Source organism: Enterobacter sp. MGH 37, assembly GCF_000534515.1.
Classification (GTDB): domain Bacteria; phylum Pseudomonadota; class Gammaproteobacteria; order Enterobacterales; family Enterobacteriaceae; genus Enterobacter; species Enterobacter kobei.
The window spans coordinates 2,491,873-2,506,305 of sequence record NZ_KI973205.1 but is presented as its reverse complement, the minus strand read 5'-3'; the positions used below and the strand labels follow the sequence as shown (position 1 = coordinate 2,506,305).

Here is a 14,433-nt window from a genome sequence, read left to right as displayed (position 1 = left end):
ATTAGAAGGATACCTGTTCATGCGTACCCCATACTGCGTCGCCGATTACCTGCTGGACCGTCTTACTGATTGTGGAGCCGATCATCTGTTTGGCGTGCCGGGCGACTATAATCTGCAGTTTCTCGACCATGTAATAGACAGCCCCGACATCTGTTGGGTGGGCTGTGCCAACGAATTAAACGCATCATATGCTGCTGACGGATATGCCCGCTGTAAGGGCTTCGCCGCGCTGCTCACAACATTCGGTGTAGGCGAGTTAAGTGCCATGAATGGCATCGCGGGAAGCTATGCCGAGCACGTTCCGGTATTGCATATTGTCGGGGCGCCGGGGACGGCGTCACAGCAACGAGGGGAACTGCTGCACCATACGCTGGGTGATGGGGAGTTCCGCCATTTTTATCATATGAGCGAGCCGATTACCGTCGCTCAGGCGATCCTGACCGAACAAAACGCATGCTATGAAATCGACCGGGTTCTAACCACCATGCTCCGGGAGCGTCGCCCCGGCTATTTGATGTTACCTGCCGACGTGGCAAAAAAAGCCGCCACGTCTCCTGTAAACGCTCTCACACTTCACCATGCCCATGCCGACAGTGCCTGCCTGAAAGCGTTTCGGGATGCTGCGGAAAATAAACTGGCAACCAGCAAGCGCACCGCGCTGTTAGCTGATTTCCTTGTTCTGCGCCATGGACACAAGCATGCGCTACAGAAGTGGGTGAAGGACGTGCCGATGGCGCACGCCACGATGCTAATGGGTAAAGGGATATTCGACGAACGTCATGCCGGTTTTTACGGCACATACAGCGGCTCGGCAAGCGCCGGCCCGGTAAAAGAGGCGATTGAAGGGGCGGATACGGTACTGTGCATCGGCACCCGTTTTACCGATACCCTCACCGCCGGTTTCACCCATCAGCTAACCTCGGCCCAAACGATAGAAGTTCAGCCTCACGCTGCCCGCGTCGGTGACGTATGGTTTACCGGCATTCCGATGCTTCAGGCAATCGAAACGCTGGTGGAACTGTGCAAACAGCATGTGCATGATAAACCTGCGCCAGTTTCCCATCGTGCAATGAGCTTCCCTCAGCCGGAGGGCGCGCTGACCCAGGAGAATTTCTGGAAAACGTTGCAAACGTTTATTCGCCCAGGAGACATCATCCTTGCCGATCAGGGAACGTCGGCCTTCGGCGCCATTGACCTGCGCCTTCCGGCTGACGTGAATTTTATCGTCCAGCCGCTGTGGGGGTCGATCGGCTACACGCTGGCCGCAGCGTTTGGCGCGCAAACGGCTTGCCCGAACCGGCGTGTGATAGTGCTGACGGGGGATGGCGCGGCGCAGCTGACTATTCAGGAGCTCGGGTCGATGTTGCGTGATAAACAACGTCCGATCATTCTGGTGCTGAACAACGAAGGGTACACGGTCGAAAGGGCCATCCATGGGCCGGAGCAACGGTATAACGATATTGCGCTCTGGAACTGGACGCACCTTCCTCAGGCGCTGAGTCTCGCGCCTCAGGCCGAGTGCTGGCAGGTGAGTGAGGCGGGTGAGCTGGTGGATGTGCTGGAAAAAGTGGCGCACCACGAGCGGCTTTCGCTGATCGAGGTCATGCTGCCGAAATCCGACATACCGCCGCTGCTGAGCGCGCTCACCAAAGCGCTGGAAGCGCGCAACAGCGCCTGATTACTTATCGTTTCGCCAGGCCATCATCATCGGTTTGCCCGCCAGCAGGAGCCAGGCGGGCAACATCACGATGCAGAGCAGCGGGAACAGCGTCGAATCCGGCACCACAACCGCCGCCATAAACAGGCTCAGCCATGCGTCACGCGTCACCACCAGAACCAGACCCAGAATCGAGCAGGAGACGGTAATTGCCGCCGGAACCGCATCCACATGTTCGTGCAACATCAGCCCCAGCGCCACGCCGACAAAGACTGCCGGGAAAATGCGTCCACCGCGGAAACCGCACGCAGCCGCGACGACCAGCGCCGCCAGTTTGATGACGGCAAACAGCAGATAATCGGAAACGCTAAATACCTGACTGAATGCCAGCTGCTGCATCTCGTCCAGGCCTTTAAACAGCGTCACCGTCCCGCCGATGGTGCCTAAAATACCGAGGATCAATCCCCCTGTGCCCAGAATCAACACCGGATGCTTGAGTTTATGCACCAGCCGGTGCAGGCGCGGCAGACACCATACCGCGACCATCCCCAGCGCGATGGCAATTGCAACGACGATGGCACCGCTGAAAATATCCGCTATTCGCATCTCTCCGTAGTGGGGCAGAGAGAGGGAGAAGTGGGGATGGAAAAACAGACTGGTTGTTAGCGCGCCCGCCGCCGCGGCCATCAGGGGAGCAAACAGTTTGTCCCAGAGCGGGACATCATTGTTGCTGGTAAGCGTCTGTGAAAAAATCAGCGCGGCAGCGACGGGCGTGCCGAAAAGCGCCCCGATGGTGCCTGCGGAGGCGAGGATCGTCCAGTCCAGCGCACCCACGCGCGGTAAAATGCGTGAGCCCAGGAACACCGCCAGACCAATATTCACCGCCATAATGGGATGCTCGGGTCCGAGGCTGACGCCGCCCGCCAGGCCCACAATTAACGCGATGATCAACCCCGGCAGCGCAGAGGGCGGAACCGGGGCGCCAATCAGCGGATCCAGCGCCGGGTCCGGTCCGGCGTGGCCGGGACTGAATCGGATCACCAGGCCTACCGCAATACCGGTTAACGTCAGCATCAAAATGATCCACGCTGAAGAATCAGCGGTGATCCCCAGTTTCGCCGGAAGCGCCGTCCATAGCAGGGCTTGCAGCACCGACGCGACTTTCATCACGACAATGAGTACCAGGCTTGACGCCACGCCAATGATGAGCGCCGGAATTGCCAGCAACAGCATGGTTCTGGCTCGCGGGTGGAGCATGATGATTTCCTTGTACAAAACGGTATAACGTTACTCTGCACAATCAGCTTTATGGCAATAGTGCAAAAGGTGCTGAAACGGTAAAGTTATTCTGTGACGAAGATCGATAATCCATGGGCATTCACCTTCCAGTCGTTGTTGTTATCACGCCTTGAATTTACAGTGTCCCAAAGATTTATTCTGACTTTAGCGGAGCAGTAGAAGAATGACAAAGTATGCTTTGGTAGGTGATGTGGGCGGCACGAACGCGCGCCTCGCATTATGCGATGTAAGTAGCGGTGAAATTTCCCGGGCGAAAACCTACTCGGGGCTGGATTATCCCAGCCTTGAGGCCGTTGTCCGCGTCTATCTGGATGAACATCAGGTGAGCGTCGAGGATGGCTGCATTGCCATTGCCTGCCCGATAACTGGCGACTGGGTCGCCATGACCAACCATACCTGGGCATTCTCTATTGCAGAGATGAAAAAGAACCTCGGTTTTGCGCATCTGGAAATCATCAACGACTTCACCGCCGTGTCTATGGCGATCCCGATGCTCAAGCCAGAGCATCTGATCCAGTTCGGCGGCGCTGAACCGGTCGAGGGAAAGCCTATTGCGGTTTACGGTGCCGGTACGGGCCTGGGCGTTTCGCATCTGGTGCATGTTGATCGGCGCTGGGTAAGCCTGCCGGGTGAGGGCGGTCATGTAGACTTTGCGCCAAACAGCGAAGAAGAGGGCATTATTCTCGAAGAGTTACGCGCTGAGATCGGCCACGTCTCTGCCGAGCGCGTCCTTTCAGGTCCGGGACTGGTGAATCTGTACCGCGCGATTGTGAAATCAGACGGTCGTCTGCCGGAAAACCTGCAGCCGAAAGACGTCACCGAACGAGCGCTGGCGGACAGCTGCATCGACTGCCGCCGTGCTCTGTCGCTGTTCTGCGTCATCATGGGGCGTTTCGGCGGCAACCTGGCGCTAACGCTGGGCACCTTTGGTGGGGTCTATATTGCAGGCGGGATTGTGCCACGCTTCCTCGACTTCTTTAAAGCTTCAGGTTTCCGCGGTGGGTTTGAAGATAAAGGACGCTTCAGAAGCTACGTGCAGGATATTCCTGTTTATCTTATCGTGCATGATAACCCTGGCCTGCTGGGTTCGGGTGCCCATCTGCGTCAGGTTCTCGGGCAAATCCTCTGACACAGAGCCCTCTCCGCCGGGAGAGGGCGTTTTACAGGTGCATCAGCTGACGGAACTCTTTCACCTTGCTGCGGCTCACCGGCACCTGAAAATCCAGATCCTTGAGACGCAAAATATAGGTATTGTTAAACCACGGCTCGATCTCGCGGATCTTATTTAAATTCACGCAGAACGAACGGTGGCAGCGGAAAAAGTGGGCCGACGGCAGCTTGCCGCAGAATTCGGTAATGTTCATCGCCATGACAAACGATTCCCGCCGCGTATAGACAAACGTCATCTTCTCATGCGCTTCGGCGTAGTAGATATCATTCACTGGCGTCACGATGATGCGTTCATCCTTGACCAGATTAATGGTGTCGTTTTCCCGTACCGTCGGGCTGGCGTTGACCGGAGCGCTCTGTTGCTGCCATGCGGCCTCCAGCTTTTGCAGCATGCTGACAATCCGCGACTCCTGGTAAGGTTTCAGAATATAGTCAAACGCCTCCAGTTCGAAGGCCTCAACGGCATGCTCTTTCCAGGCGGTAACGAACACAATAAACGGCTTGTGGGCAAACTGATTGATGTTTTGCGCCAGCAAGACGCCGTCCAGCGAAGGAATATTAATATCCAGAAAAATGGCGTCGACCCGGTTATGCTGCAGAAATTTCAGCACGTCCAGCCCATCGTCAAAGATACCCACAATCTCCATCTGACTGTGGGTTTTGATGAGCCAGGTGAGCTCCTGTTGAGCCAGAATTTCATCTTCAACGATAATGACTTTCATATTACTCACCCTGAGGTAACAGTGATGCCGTCGCATGAACAGGGGAGCGTTCATTCGGGACGTAAAAAGCGATTTCAGTGCCGGGTTCAAGACGGTGAATATGCAGCCCATCGCCGTAGAGCAGCTTGACCCTGTGATGCACATTCAGCAGCCCGATTTTATTCCCCGGCATCTCATTAGACTCCACGCGCTCGATGACTTTTGGGTCAATCCCATGGCCGGTATCGCGCACGGCGATACGCACCCGGTTGCCGCTTTCGGTGATGCTAATGGTGACCACACCTTTGCCTTTACAGGGCTGAATACCGTGAACAATGGCGTTTTCGACCAGCGGCTGGATCAGCAGGCTCGGGATCACGCAGTTGACCTCTTCATCAATATCGTAAATGACCGTCAGTTTGTCGCCGAAGCGCGCCTGCTCGATCGCGATGTAGTCTTTAATCTGATACAGCTCTTTTTTGATGTCGATCTGCTCGTCATCCTTCAACTCAATGTTGTAGCGCAGATAACGCGACAGGTTGAAAATCAGCTGGCGCGCGGTGTCCGGATTCAAACGAATTGAAGAGGAGATGGCGTTTAACGCGTTAAACAGGAAATGGGGATTGATTTTGCTCTGCAGCGCGCGCAGCTCTGCCTTATTTGCCATCTCGCGTAACTGTTCCGCCCGGGAGACCTCAAGCTGCGTGGAGATGATCTGCGACAGACCTATCGCCATCTCCTGCAGCGTTGAGGTGATCTGATGCGCGTGACAGTAATAAATTTTCAGCGTGCCCGTCACCACGCCTTTCTCCCAAAGCGGGATCACCAGCATGGAGTGGATCTCCGGCGTTCGGTGGGCTTCATCATTGTTTTTAATAATGATTTTACCGTAGTTAATCGCTTGTCTGGTGGTCGGGCTTATCGTGTCATCATTGTCGCGGTAGTTGTGCTCGCCAACGCCGACGTAAGCCAGCACGTGGTCAATATTGGTGATAGCGACGGCATCCGCGTGAATGTCGTGGCGAATAATCTCGCAGACCTGACGCAACGACTCCGCGTTAACGTGGCGGAAAAGCGGCAGCGTTTTGTTGGCGATATCCAGCGCCAGCTTGGCCTGGCGAGCGGCACTGGCCTCTTTTTCCCCTTCCACACTCTGCACCAGCAGCACGATAAAACCGATGCACACGCTACCCAGAATCATAGGGATACCGATTTTCGAGACGATATCCAGCCCCAGCGCGGTCGTGGGAGCCCAGACGACAACCAGGATCATGGTCAGCGTTTCGCACAACATACCCGCGAGGATCCCGGCGCGCCAGCGCTGCTTTTTCGGGATTTTACGGCTGATCCAGCCGGATAGTACCCCGGCGATAATGCTGGTGATAAAGCACGGCACCGCCGTGACGCCGCCGATATCAATCAGGTAGCGATGGGTTCCGGCAATCACGCCGGTGATGACACCTACCCACGGACCAAACAAAATTCCGCCAGACATAACGGCGATAATCCGCACGTTAACCAGCGAGCCCTCTACCGGCACGCCGGACCAGGTGCTGAACAGCGCAAAGAGCGAAAAGATAGCGGTGACGGCCAGCAGTTCTTTCGGCGAGTGAGCAGATTTATGCAACAGCTCGCGAAACAGGCGAATGCGAATAAGGAAGAACAGGCAAATCAGCATTAATGCTGCGCGATCAAAAACCGCCAGCAGCATAGTGAATATTTCGTGCACGAGCAGACCTGGGAAAACGGGAAAGAACCATGATAAAAAACCTGGGGCATATTGACCAGCTATCCGTCATGTTTATCAAATGAGGAAAAACCCTGTTTTGGAAAGGGGATTATCGGATGAGGATTGATACCTCCCGATTCTTTCCTGCAGTCGCATCTTCCGGTAACTGTTTTGATATCATTGTGTTAAACAATAGATAACGGAAAGCCGATATAAGTCCCCCTCCTTCCGCTTTAAGGCGTTCCCGTGTTCCGGTTTTCATGGGGTTCTCTTTTTTTTCATTTCCCTCTCGACAGCGTGATTTTTTTCAGGTTATTTTCTAAGCATGTCACATCAGTGGCAGCGTCGCTCGGACGGTCCGGGCGCTAACGTTAATCTGAGGAATCTATGGCTGAATTCAGTCCTGAACGCCGTTTTACGCGTATCGATCGTCTCCCCCCTTATGTTTTCAATATCACCGCTGAACTGAAAATGGCTGCGCGTCGGCGCGGCGAAGACATCATTGATTTCAGCATGGGCAACCCTGACGGCCCCACGCCACCGCATATCGTTGAGAAGCTCTGCACGGTTGCCCAGCGTCCGGATACGCACGGCTACTCAACCTCGCGCGGTATTCCCAGATTACGCCGCGCGATCTCGCGCTGGTATCAGGATCGTTATCAGGTTGATATCGATCCTGAAAGTGAAGCCATTGTGACCATCGGCTCGAAAGAGGGGCTGGCGCACCTGATGCTGGCTACGCTGGATCATGGTGATACGGTACTGGTTCCCAATCCGAGTTACCCAATCCATATTTATGGCGCGGTGATAGCCGGGGCGCAGGTACGTTCTGTACCGCTGGTGGAAGGCGTCGATTTCTTCAACGAGCTGGAGCGCGCCATTCGCGAAAGCTATCCGAAACCCAAGATGATGATCCTTGGTTTCCCGTCCAACCCGACGGCGCAGTGCGTGGAGCTCGATTTCTTTGAGAAGGTTGTGGCCCTGGCTAAGCGCTATGACGTGCTGGTGGTACATGATTTGGCGTATGCGGATATCGTCTATGACGGCTGGAAAGCGCCTTCAATCATGCAGGTGCCGGGGGCGCGTGACGTGGCGGTAGAATTCTTTACCCTGTCGAAAAGCTACAACATGGCGGGCTGGCGTATTGGTTTTATGGTGGGTAACAAAACGCTGGTGAGTGCGCTGGCGCGAATCAAGAGCTATCACGATTACGGCACCTTTACGCCGCTACAGGTTGCAGCTATAGCGGCGCTTGAAGGCGATCAGCAATGCGTTCACGACATTGCAGCCCAGTATAAACGCCGCCGCGACGTGCTGGTAAAAGGGTTACATGAAGCGGGCTGGATGGTGGAAATGCCGAAAGCGTCCATGTACGTCTGGGCGAAAATTCCGGAGCCGTATGCGGCAATGGGATCGCTTGAGTTTGCAAAAAAACTGCTGCAGGACGCGAAGGTGTGTGTTTCGCCGGGCATTGGCTTTGGTGATTACGGTGACACCCACGTGCGCTTTGCTTTAATCGAAAATAGCGACCGTATTCGTCAGGCGGTGAGGGGCATCAAGAGTATGTTCCGGGCCGATGGCCTGCTCTCAACAAAGAGCGTCTCCGAACACCCCGCATCATCATGACATAAAAAGACAGGAGCCTATGGCTCCTGTCTTTTTGACTGCATGTTCTTCACTAGATCATCAGGGCAAAGGTTCCGGCCCAGACTAAAACGATCACCGAAATGCCCATAAAGAAATATTTCACGTTTCATCGCTCCGCGTATCTTGTGGTACGCATTTAAAAACAGAGTCCAACTGAGTATAGAGAACTGAAATCCGGCCAAAACGGAAATGAGAATTTTCCCGCTATGCCGCCGACTCCAGCTCAGAATTCTGTGCTTTCCTGTAGCCAGACGGCGCTAATGTACGCCTAAAAATGAGGGGTGACAAGAGAGATTTTTTTAAATAATTTCCGATACTTACGGGTGTCGTGGAACGGCGACAGTTTGATTTCGCAAGGCAATAAATTCACTTTGAGCGACGTGACGAAAAACCGTTACACGGGGTTATTACAGGTGATTGAAAAGGTTAGTTTCTTATCGAAACTAACCGTCACGCGGGACTTAAATATAGAGCGAGGCTTCGCCAAGTGGGCGCGTTTTGAAACGGCGATGCATCCAGAGATATTGCTCTGGCGCGCGCATGATTTCAGTTTCGATGACCTTGTTGATAAACGCTGCGGCTTCGCATTCGTTTTCAGGATAGTTAGCCATTTCAGGAGAGATGTGCAGACGATAGCCTGATTTATCCGCTTTTCTCACCATCGTCACGGTCAGCATGGCGGCGCCTGACAACCGCGAAATCACAAAGGTACCGTTGGTTGTCGCCACGTCTTTAACGGCAAAGAAGGGGGCAAAGCTGCTGCCTTTACGTCCATAATCCTGGTCAGGGGCAAACCAGACGGCTTCACCTTTCTTCAGGGCACCGACCATTCCACGCAGATTATTACGGCTGATCATCGCTTTATTGGAACGCATGCGGCCGCGCGTCTGTACCCACTCCATTACCGGGCTATTGTGCGGTCTGTAGGTCGCCATCATTGGCTGGCAAAGACCCATCACCCGGCCACCCAACTCAAGCGACATAAAGTGAACGCCCACAACCATCACACCGCGGTTTTGCAACTGCGCGCGTTTAAGGTTGTCCAGCCCTTCGACATCAAACCACTTGCGGACGCGTTCATCCGACCAGAACCAGGCCATACCGGTTTCGAGCAGCGCCATACCGATAGATTTAAAGTTTTCAGAGATCAATTTTTCGCGCTCTTCAGCATTGTACTGAGGAAAGCAAAGCTCGATGTTTTTGCGCGCGATGGCTTCGCGACGTTTCAGGAAATAGCGAGAGGCGCTGCCCAGTTTCGACCCCAGCAAACGCAGCAAAGGATAGGGAAGTTGCACCAGCAGCCAGAGTACGCCAAGACCAAACCATGTAAACCAGTAACGCGGGTGTAAAAACGCACGTTCAAATTTGGATTGAGACAAGATAGTAAAACCTATGTGAAGCCTGTAAAGGTAGCGCAGCGTGTGCGATACGACGTGCCATTAAGACCGTTCTTCAAGGTGATGGTTTCAGGCTTTACCGAACTTTACGGCGTTGCCTGACCACTGCTGATTTGGGTGGGCGGCGTAATGTAGCACCGTTATACGTTATGTGCTATTACTCGTTTTTGATTAAAAAAGCGGCAGTCAAGGAGGTGGTTGATTTTACAGTTTTTATAGGCAGTCAGTCATGAGAACACCTTCCACCTGAGTCGGGCAGGAAGCCTCTTCGAGAGAGGATGGATTAAAAGCGCTATTTTTTTGTGGCAGATTCCGTATTCATATTTTTTTTTACCTCTTCGTTTAATAAATAAGAATTTTCTTTGTGAAAGTTCTTATTTATTATTCATCCAATGAATGGAGTGCCTGAGTCCATAATTTATTCATCTTTCCTTTTATCGAGTCTAAAGCAGTTCTCTCCTGTGTTTTTGATATAGTGCTGTGATGCAAATCAAAACAATATTGTTTTTTTAGCATCTGACTGGCTGCAACCTCTTTTACGATACAAATATTTGTTTTACAGAAAAAGAGTAGCTTCTTTTTCTGGGTTGGTCTGATAAGTTGCAATAATATCTTAGAGGAAAATTCTTAAGAATTTTCTAATTGCGGATAAATGATCTGTGTATTTGATTTGCGGTCGATCATTGTTCTAATATTGCGCATCAAGAACGATACCGTGAAGTTTGCATCGCAAAACAAAGAGGGATGATCAAATGTCTGACAGTTTTCAGAATGAAGTGCCTAAGGCACGTATTAACCTGAAGCTTGACCTGCATACTGGCGGAGCAAGCAAGAAAATGGAATTACCCTTAAAACTGCTTGTTGCCGGTGATTTCAGTAATGGTCAGGATGCTGCGCCAATATCTGAGCGTGAAAAAGTTAACATCACCAAAAATAATTTCGACAGTGTTCTTTCCGAATATTCCCCAAAAGTTAATCTGAGCGTCAAAAACACCCTGTCAGATGATGGTGGTGAGGACAATATTGAGCTGACTTTCCAGAGCATGAAAGATTTCACGCCAGAGCAGGTGGCTGCCCAGATACCACAGCTGAAGGCGATGCTGGCGATGCGCAACTTACTCCGCGATCTTAAGGCCAACCTGTTGGATAACCAGACTTTCCGAAAAGAGCTGGAAAAAATCGTTCTTGACCAGTCGCTTAGCGCTGAATTGCGCAATGAATTATCCGCACTGGCACCCAAAAAAGCTTAACCATCACGATGTTTTAACGGATTAATCAAGGAATGCTCATGTCTGTACAAAATAATATTGCTGGCGGTGAAAGCATGGTGCTGGAACGTCCTGCTGCGGGTGGGGTTTACGCCTCCCTGTTTGAGAAAATCAACTTAAGTCCCGTCTCTGAATTGAGCGCCCTGGATATCTGGCAGGACGCGCAGGCGATGTCGGATGCGACCGCTGATGAACGTCTGACGGCAGGTATGCAGGTCTTCCTGGAATGTCTGACCAAAGCCGGTGCGAAAGTCGAAAAACTGGATAAAAGCCTGATTGATCACCACATTGCTGAACTCGATTACCAGATCAGCCGTCAGCTGGACGCGGTAATGCACCATGAGGAGTTTCAGGCAGTTGAAGGTCTGTGGCGCGGAGTGAAGTCGCTGATTGATAAAACAGATTTTCGCCAGAACGTGAAAATTGAGTTGCTGAGTATGTCTAAAGAAGACCTGCGTCAGGACTTCGAAGACAGCCCGGAAATCATCCAGAGTGGTCTGTATAAACACACCTATATTGATGAATATGACACCCCAGGCGGCGAGCCAATTGCGGCACTGATTTCCGCATACGAGTTCGATGCTTCAGCGCAGGATGTCGCGCTGCTGCGCAACATCTCTAAAGTATCCGCTGCTGCGCACATGCCGTTTATCGGCTCTGCAGGTCCAAAATTCTTCCTTAAAGAGTCCATGGAAGAGGTCGCTGCGATTAAAGATATTGGTAACTATTTTGACCGCGCAGAGTACATCAAGTGGAAATCGTTCCGCGATACCGACGACGCTCGTTATATCGGCCTGGTCATGCCGCGCGTACTGGGACGTTTACCGTACGGGCCGGATACCGTTCCCGTTCGCAGCTTCAATTATGTCGAAGAGGTCAAAGGTCCGGATCACGACAAATACCTGTGGACGAATGCCTCCTTTGCCTTTGCTTCCAACATGGTGCGTAGCTTTATCAATAATGGCTGGTGCGTACAGATTCGTGGTCCGCAGGCCGGTGGTGCGGTTCAGGACCTGCCTATCCATCTTTACGATCTCGGTACCGGCAATCAGGTAAAAATCCCGAGCGAGGTCATGATCCCCGAAACCCGCGAATTTGAGTTTGCGAATCTGGGCTTCATTCCTTTGTCCTACTACAAAAACCGCGACTATGCCTGCTTCTTCTCGGCTAACTCAAGCCAGAAACCGGCGCTGTATGACACTGCAGATGCAACGGCTAACAGCCGCATCAACGCGCGTCTGCCGTATATCTTCCTGCTGTCGCGTATCGCCCATTACCTGAAGCTGATTCAGCGCGAAAACATCGGTACCACGAAGGATCGTCGCCTGCTTGAACTGGAGCTGAACACCTGGGTTCGCAGTCTGGTCACTGAAATGACCGATCCGGGCGATGAACTGCAGGCGTCTCACCCGCTGCGTGATGCGAAAGTGGTTGTCGAAGATATTGAAGACAACCCGGGCTTCTTCCGCGTGAAGCTGTACGCGATCCCTCACTTCCAGGTCGAAGGCATGGACGTCAACCTGTCACTGGTTTCCCAGATGCCGAAGGCGAAATCGTAAGGCGAGGGGTAATCAGGGATGAAAATTTACCGCCCACTTTGGGAGGATGGGGCCGCTCTGGCCCCGCAACAATTCCAGCAGCAAGCTCGCTGGGATGAAAACGTTGCCTACATGGTCGCTGGGATGGTTATTTCTCATCCCTGGGGGGTGATTGCTGCAGAGTTTGATGATGCCGCGCTTGCGCTTGCGCGTCTGAATGCTATCCGTCTGGTGGTGCGTTTCCAGGACGGCACGATTGTTGATACGGATCTGGCGGATAATCTTCCCCCTGTCTGTGATTTATCAGCCGCAAATGGCTCTGAGACAGTTGAGGTGGTAGCCGCATTGCCGCTGCTGAGCGCCAGTGGTGGTAACCTTGATAACGGACAGGACAGTGAACGCCCGCGTCGCTGGAAAGCAGAGCGTGTGGTAGTCCAGGAACTGGCCGGGTATGAAAGGGGGGAACTGGCTATTCTACGTAATGCCATCACTCTGCGTTTGTCCACTCAAGAAAATACCGCATACCTGACCTGCCCGCTCGCCCGTCTGGTGCGTAATGCTCAGGGACAATGGAGCCGGGACCCGGCTTTCATCCCACCGATGCTTTCCGTTTCTGCAAGCCCGTTGCTGATCACCGAACTGGGTGATCTGCTGGTGCGCCTGCAGGCACGACGTAAGCGTCTGATGGCCATGCGCCGTGAGAGTAACGAGCGAATGGCGGACTTTGCGGTCGCGGATGTCTCCCTGTTCTGGCTGCTCAATGCGCTAAACAGTGCAGAACCGGTGTTAACAGAACTGCTACAGACTCCGGGTCGTCACCCGGAACTGCTGTACCGCGAACTGGCACGCCTCGCCGGCAGTCTGCTGACCTTCTCACTGGAGCATGACGCTGGCGATATTCCTGCCTATCAGCACGATGCACCGGAGCGGGTATTCCCGCCGCTGCTGGCACTGCTCGATAAGCTGCTGGAAGCGAGCCTGCCGTCACGGGTGGTGAGTATCCACCTGGAGCATAAGGATCAGATCTGGAAAGGTGCCCTGCACGATGCGCGCCTGCGCGAAGGGGCAGATTTCTACCTCTCCGTACGCTCCTCCATGCCGAACCATGAGCTTCAGACGAAATTCCCGCAGCTGTGTAAAGCGGGCAGCTTTGAAGATGTTTCGGATGTGGTGAATGTGGCCCTGAGCGGGATGGTTATCAAGCCGCTGACCCATGTGCCGGCCGCTATCCCGTTACGCCTTGAGAACCAGTATTTCTCGCTGGATCTGAGTAGTGAGGCAGCGCGGGCGATGCTGGAAGCGGGAAGCTGCACCTTCTATACCCCGCGCTCACTGGGGGATGTGAAACTTGAACTCTTTGCGGTGCTGCGCACATGAATACATCAGAAATAAGTCAAATTGAGCGTATTTTCTACCCCGGCTGGCTGATGGCCAGCCAGCTGCGGGGCGGACAGGAGGTTCGTGACGGGGAAGGTCTCTATCGTCGGGCCTGCCGTCTGGTGCAGGAGGCAAAAGCGGCGCTCACGGAGGCAGGTTACAGCGACATCAGCTGTGACCATATGGTGTATGCCCTGTGTGCTCTGCTTGATGAGAGCGTGATGAACCGGGGAACCACCGATGATGGCTATCTGACCTGGCGGCGTGACCCGCTGCAGGCACACTTCTTTGGCACTCTCAATGCCGGTGAGGAGTTGTGGGAAAGGATCCGGAACCTGCTGAAAGAAACCGCCCCTGACGCCGCAGTCCTGACCTGTATGCACCGGACTCTGCTACTGGGGTTTGTGGGGCAATATCGCGCACAGGATGATGAGCGTCGGGAAGATATTGTTCGCGCGCTTGCGGAACGGGTACCGGCCTTTACGCTGGCACAGGACTCTCCCATTGTTGCCCGGGCATCACGCCTGCGCAGCGGCCGTCGCGGGTACTGGCTGAGCTGGGTTGTGGCCGCTGTCGCCATGGTGGCGCTCTGGTTTTTCCTTTCGTCTTCGCTTACCGAACTGGTAAGCCAGACCGTCAGGCCGGGGTAA

12 protein-coding genes are annotated in these 14,433 nt (G+C 53.5%); 7 read left to right on the top strand and 5 right to left on the bottom strand.

The window, feature by feature from the left end:
* Nucleotides 1-19 precede the first annotated feature (19 nt).
* On the top strand, nt 20-1,678 hold the full coding sequence (ipdC, locus tag L383_RS11950; protein ID WP_023331025.1) for an indolepyruvate decarboxylase: 1,659 nt from the start codon (nt 20-22) through the stop codon (nt 1,676-1,678).
* Here the strand turns inward: ipdC and L383_RS11955 are convergent, their stop codons facing one another.
* The gene (locus L383_RS11955; protein WP_023331024.1) at nt 1,679-2,914 is read right to left on the bottom strand and encodes an ion channel protein; all 1,236 of its coding nucleotides are present in this window, start codon (nt 2,912-2,914) and stop codon (nt 1,679-1,681) included.
* Between the two features lie 205 nt (nt 2,915-3,119).
* Here L383_RS11955 and glk point away from each other — a divergent pair, with 205 nt between their 5' ends.
* On the top strand, nt 3,120-4,085 hold the full coding sequence (glk, locus tag L383_RS11960) for a glucokinase (RefSeq protein ID WP_014884719.1): 966 nt from the start codon (nt 3,120-3,122) through the stop codon (nt 4,083-4,085).
* A 31-nt stretch (nt 4,086-4,116) separates the two neighbouring features.
* Here glk and L383_RS11965 read toward each other — a convergent pair whose 3' ends face one another.
* Nucleotides 4,117-4,848 carry a LytR/AlgR family response regulator transcription factor gene (locus tag L383_RS11965; RefSeq protein WP_023331023.1) on the bottom strand — a complete coding sequence of 244 codons (732 nt, stop codon included), beginning with the start codon at nt 4,846-4,848 and terminating at the stop codon, nt 4,117-4,119.
* A 1-nt stretch (nt 4,849) separates the two neighbouring features.
* The gene (locus tag L383_RS11970) at nt 4,850-6,556 is read right to left on the bottom strand and encodes a sensor histidine kinase (RefSeq protein WP_023331022.1); all 1,707 of its coding nucleotides are present in this window, start codon (nt 6,554-6,556) and stop codon (nt 4,850-4,852) included.
* Nucleotides 6,557-6,943: 387 nt separating this feature from the next.
* On the opposite strand from L383_RS11970, the gene alaC reads away from it, so the two are divergent.
* Nucleotides 6,944-8,182: an alanine transaminase gene (gene alaC / locus L383_RS11975; RefSeq protein WP_014884716.1), complete on the top strand. Its 1,239-nt coding sequence runs from the start codon at nt 6,944-6,946 to the stop codon at nt 8,180-8,182.
* A 52-nt stretch (nt 8,183-8,234) separates the two neighbouring features.
* Here alaC and ypdK read toward each other — a convergent pair whose 3' ends face one another.
* Nucleotides 8,235-8,306 (bottom strand): membrane protein YpdK, encoded by a 72-nt coding sequence (gene ypdK / locus L383_RS25940; RefSeq protein WP_099458937.1) that lies wholly within the window; start codon nt 8,304-8,306, stop codon nt 8,235-8,237.
* 358 nt (nt 8,307-8,664) lie between these two features.
* Nucleotides 8,665-9,585, bottom strand: coding sequence for a kdo(2)-lipid IV(A) palmitoleoyltransferase (lpxP, locus tag L383_RS11980; RefSeq protein WP_094166636.1), 921 nt, complete (start codon nt 9,583-9,585; stop codon nt 8,665-8,667).
* Nucleotides 9,586-10,352: 767 nt separating this feature from the next.
* Here lpxP and tssB point away from each other — a divergent pair.
* From tssB to tssL, 4 genes are read left to right on the top strand one after another with little or no spacing between them, the layout of a single operon-like run.
* A complete protein-coding gene (gene tssB, locus L383_RS11985; RefSeq protein ID WP_014884714.1) occupies nt 10,353-10,850 on the top strand; it encodes a type VI secretion system contractile sheath small subunit in 498 nt (165 codons plus the stop codon).
* 32 nt (nt 10,851-10,882) lie between these two features.
* On the top strand, nt 10,883-12,427 hold the full coding sequence (tssC, locus tag L383_RS11990; RefSeq protein WP_032629132.1) for a type VI secretion system contractile sheath large subunit: 1,545 nt from the start codon (nt 10,883-10,885) through the stop codon (nt 12,425-12,427).
* An 18-nt stretch (nt 12,428-12,445) separates the two neighbouring features.
* A complete protein-coding gene (gene tssK, locus L383_RS11995; RefSeq protein WP_023331019.1) occupies nt 12,446-13,783 on the top strand; it encodes a type VI secretion system baseplate subunit TssK in 1,338 nt (445 codons plus the stop codon).
* Complete coding sequence (gene tssL, locus L383_RS12000) at nt 13,780-14,433, top strand: type VI secretion system protein TssL, short form (protein WP_023331018.1); 654 nt, start codon at nt 13,780-13,782, stop codon at nt 14,431-14,433. The genes tssK and tssL overlap by 4 nt, the downstream gene beginning before the upstream one ends.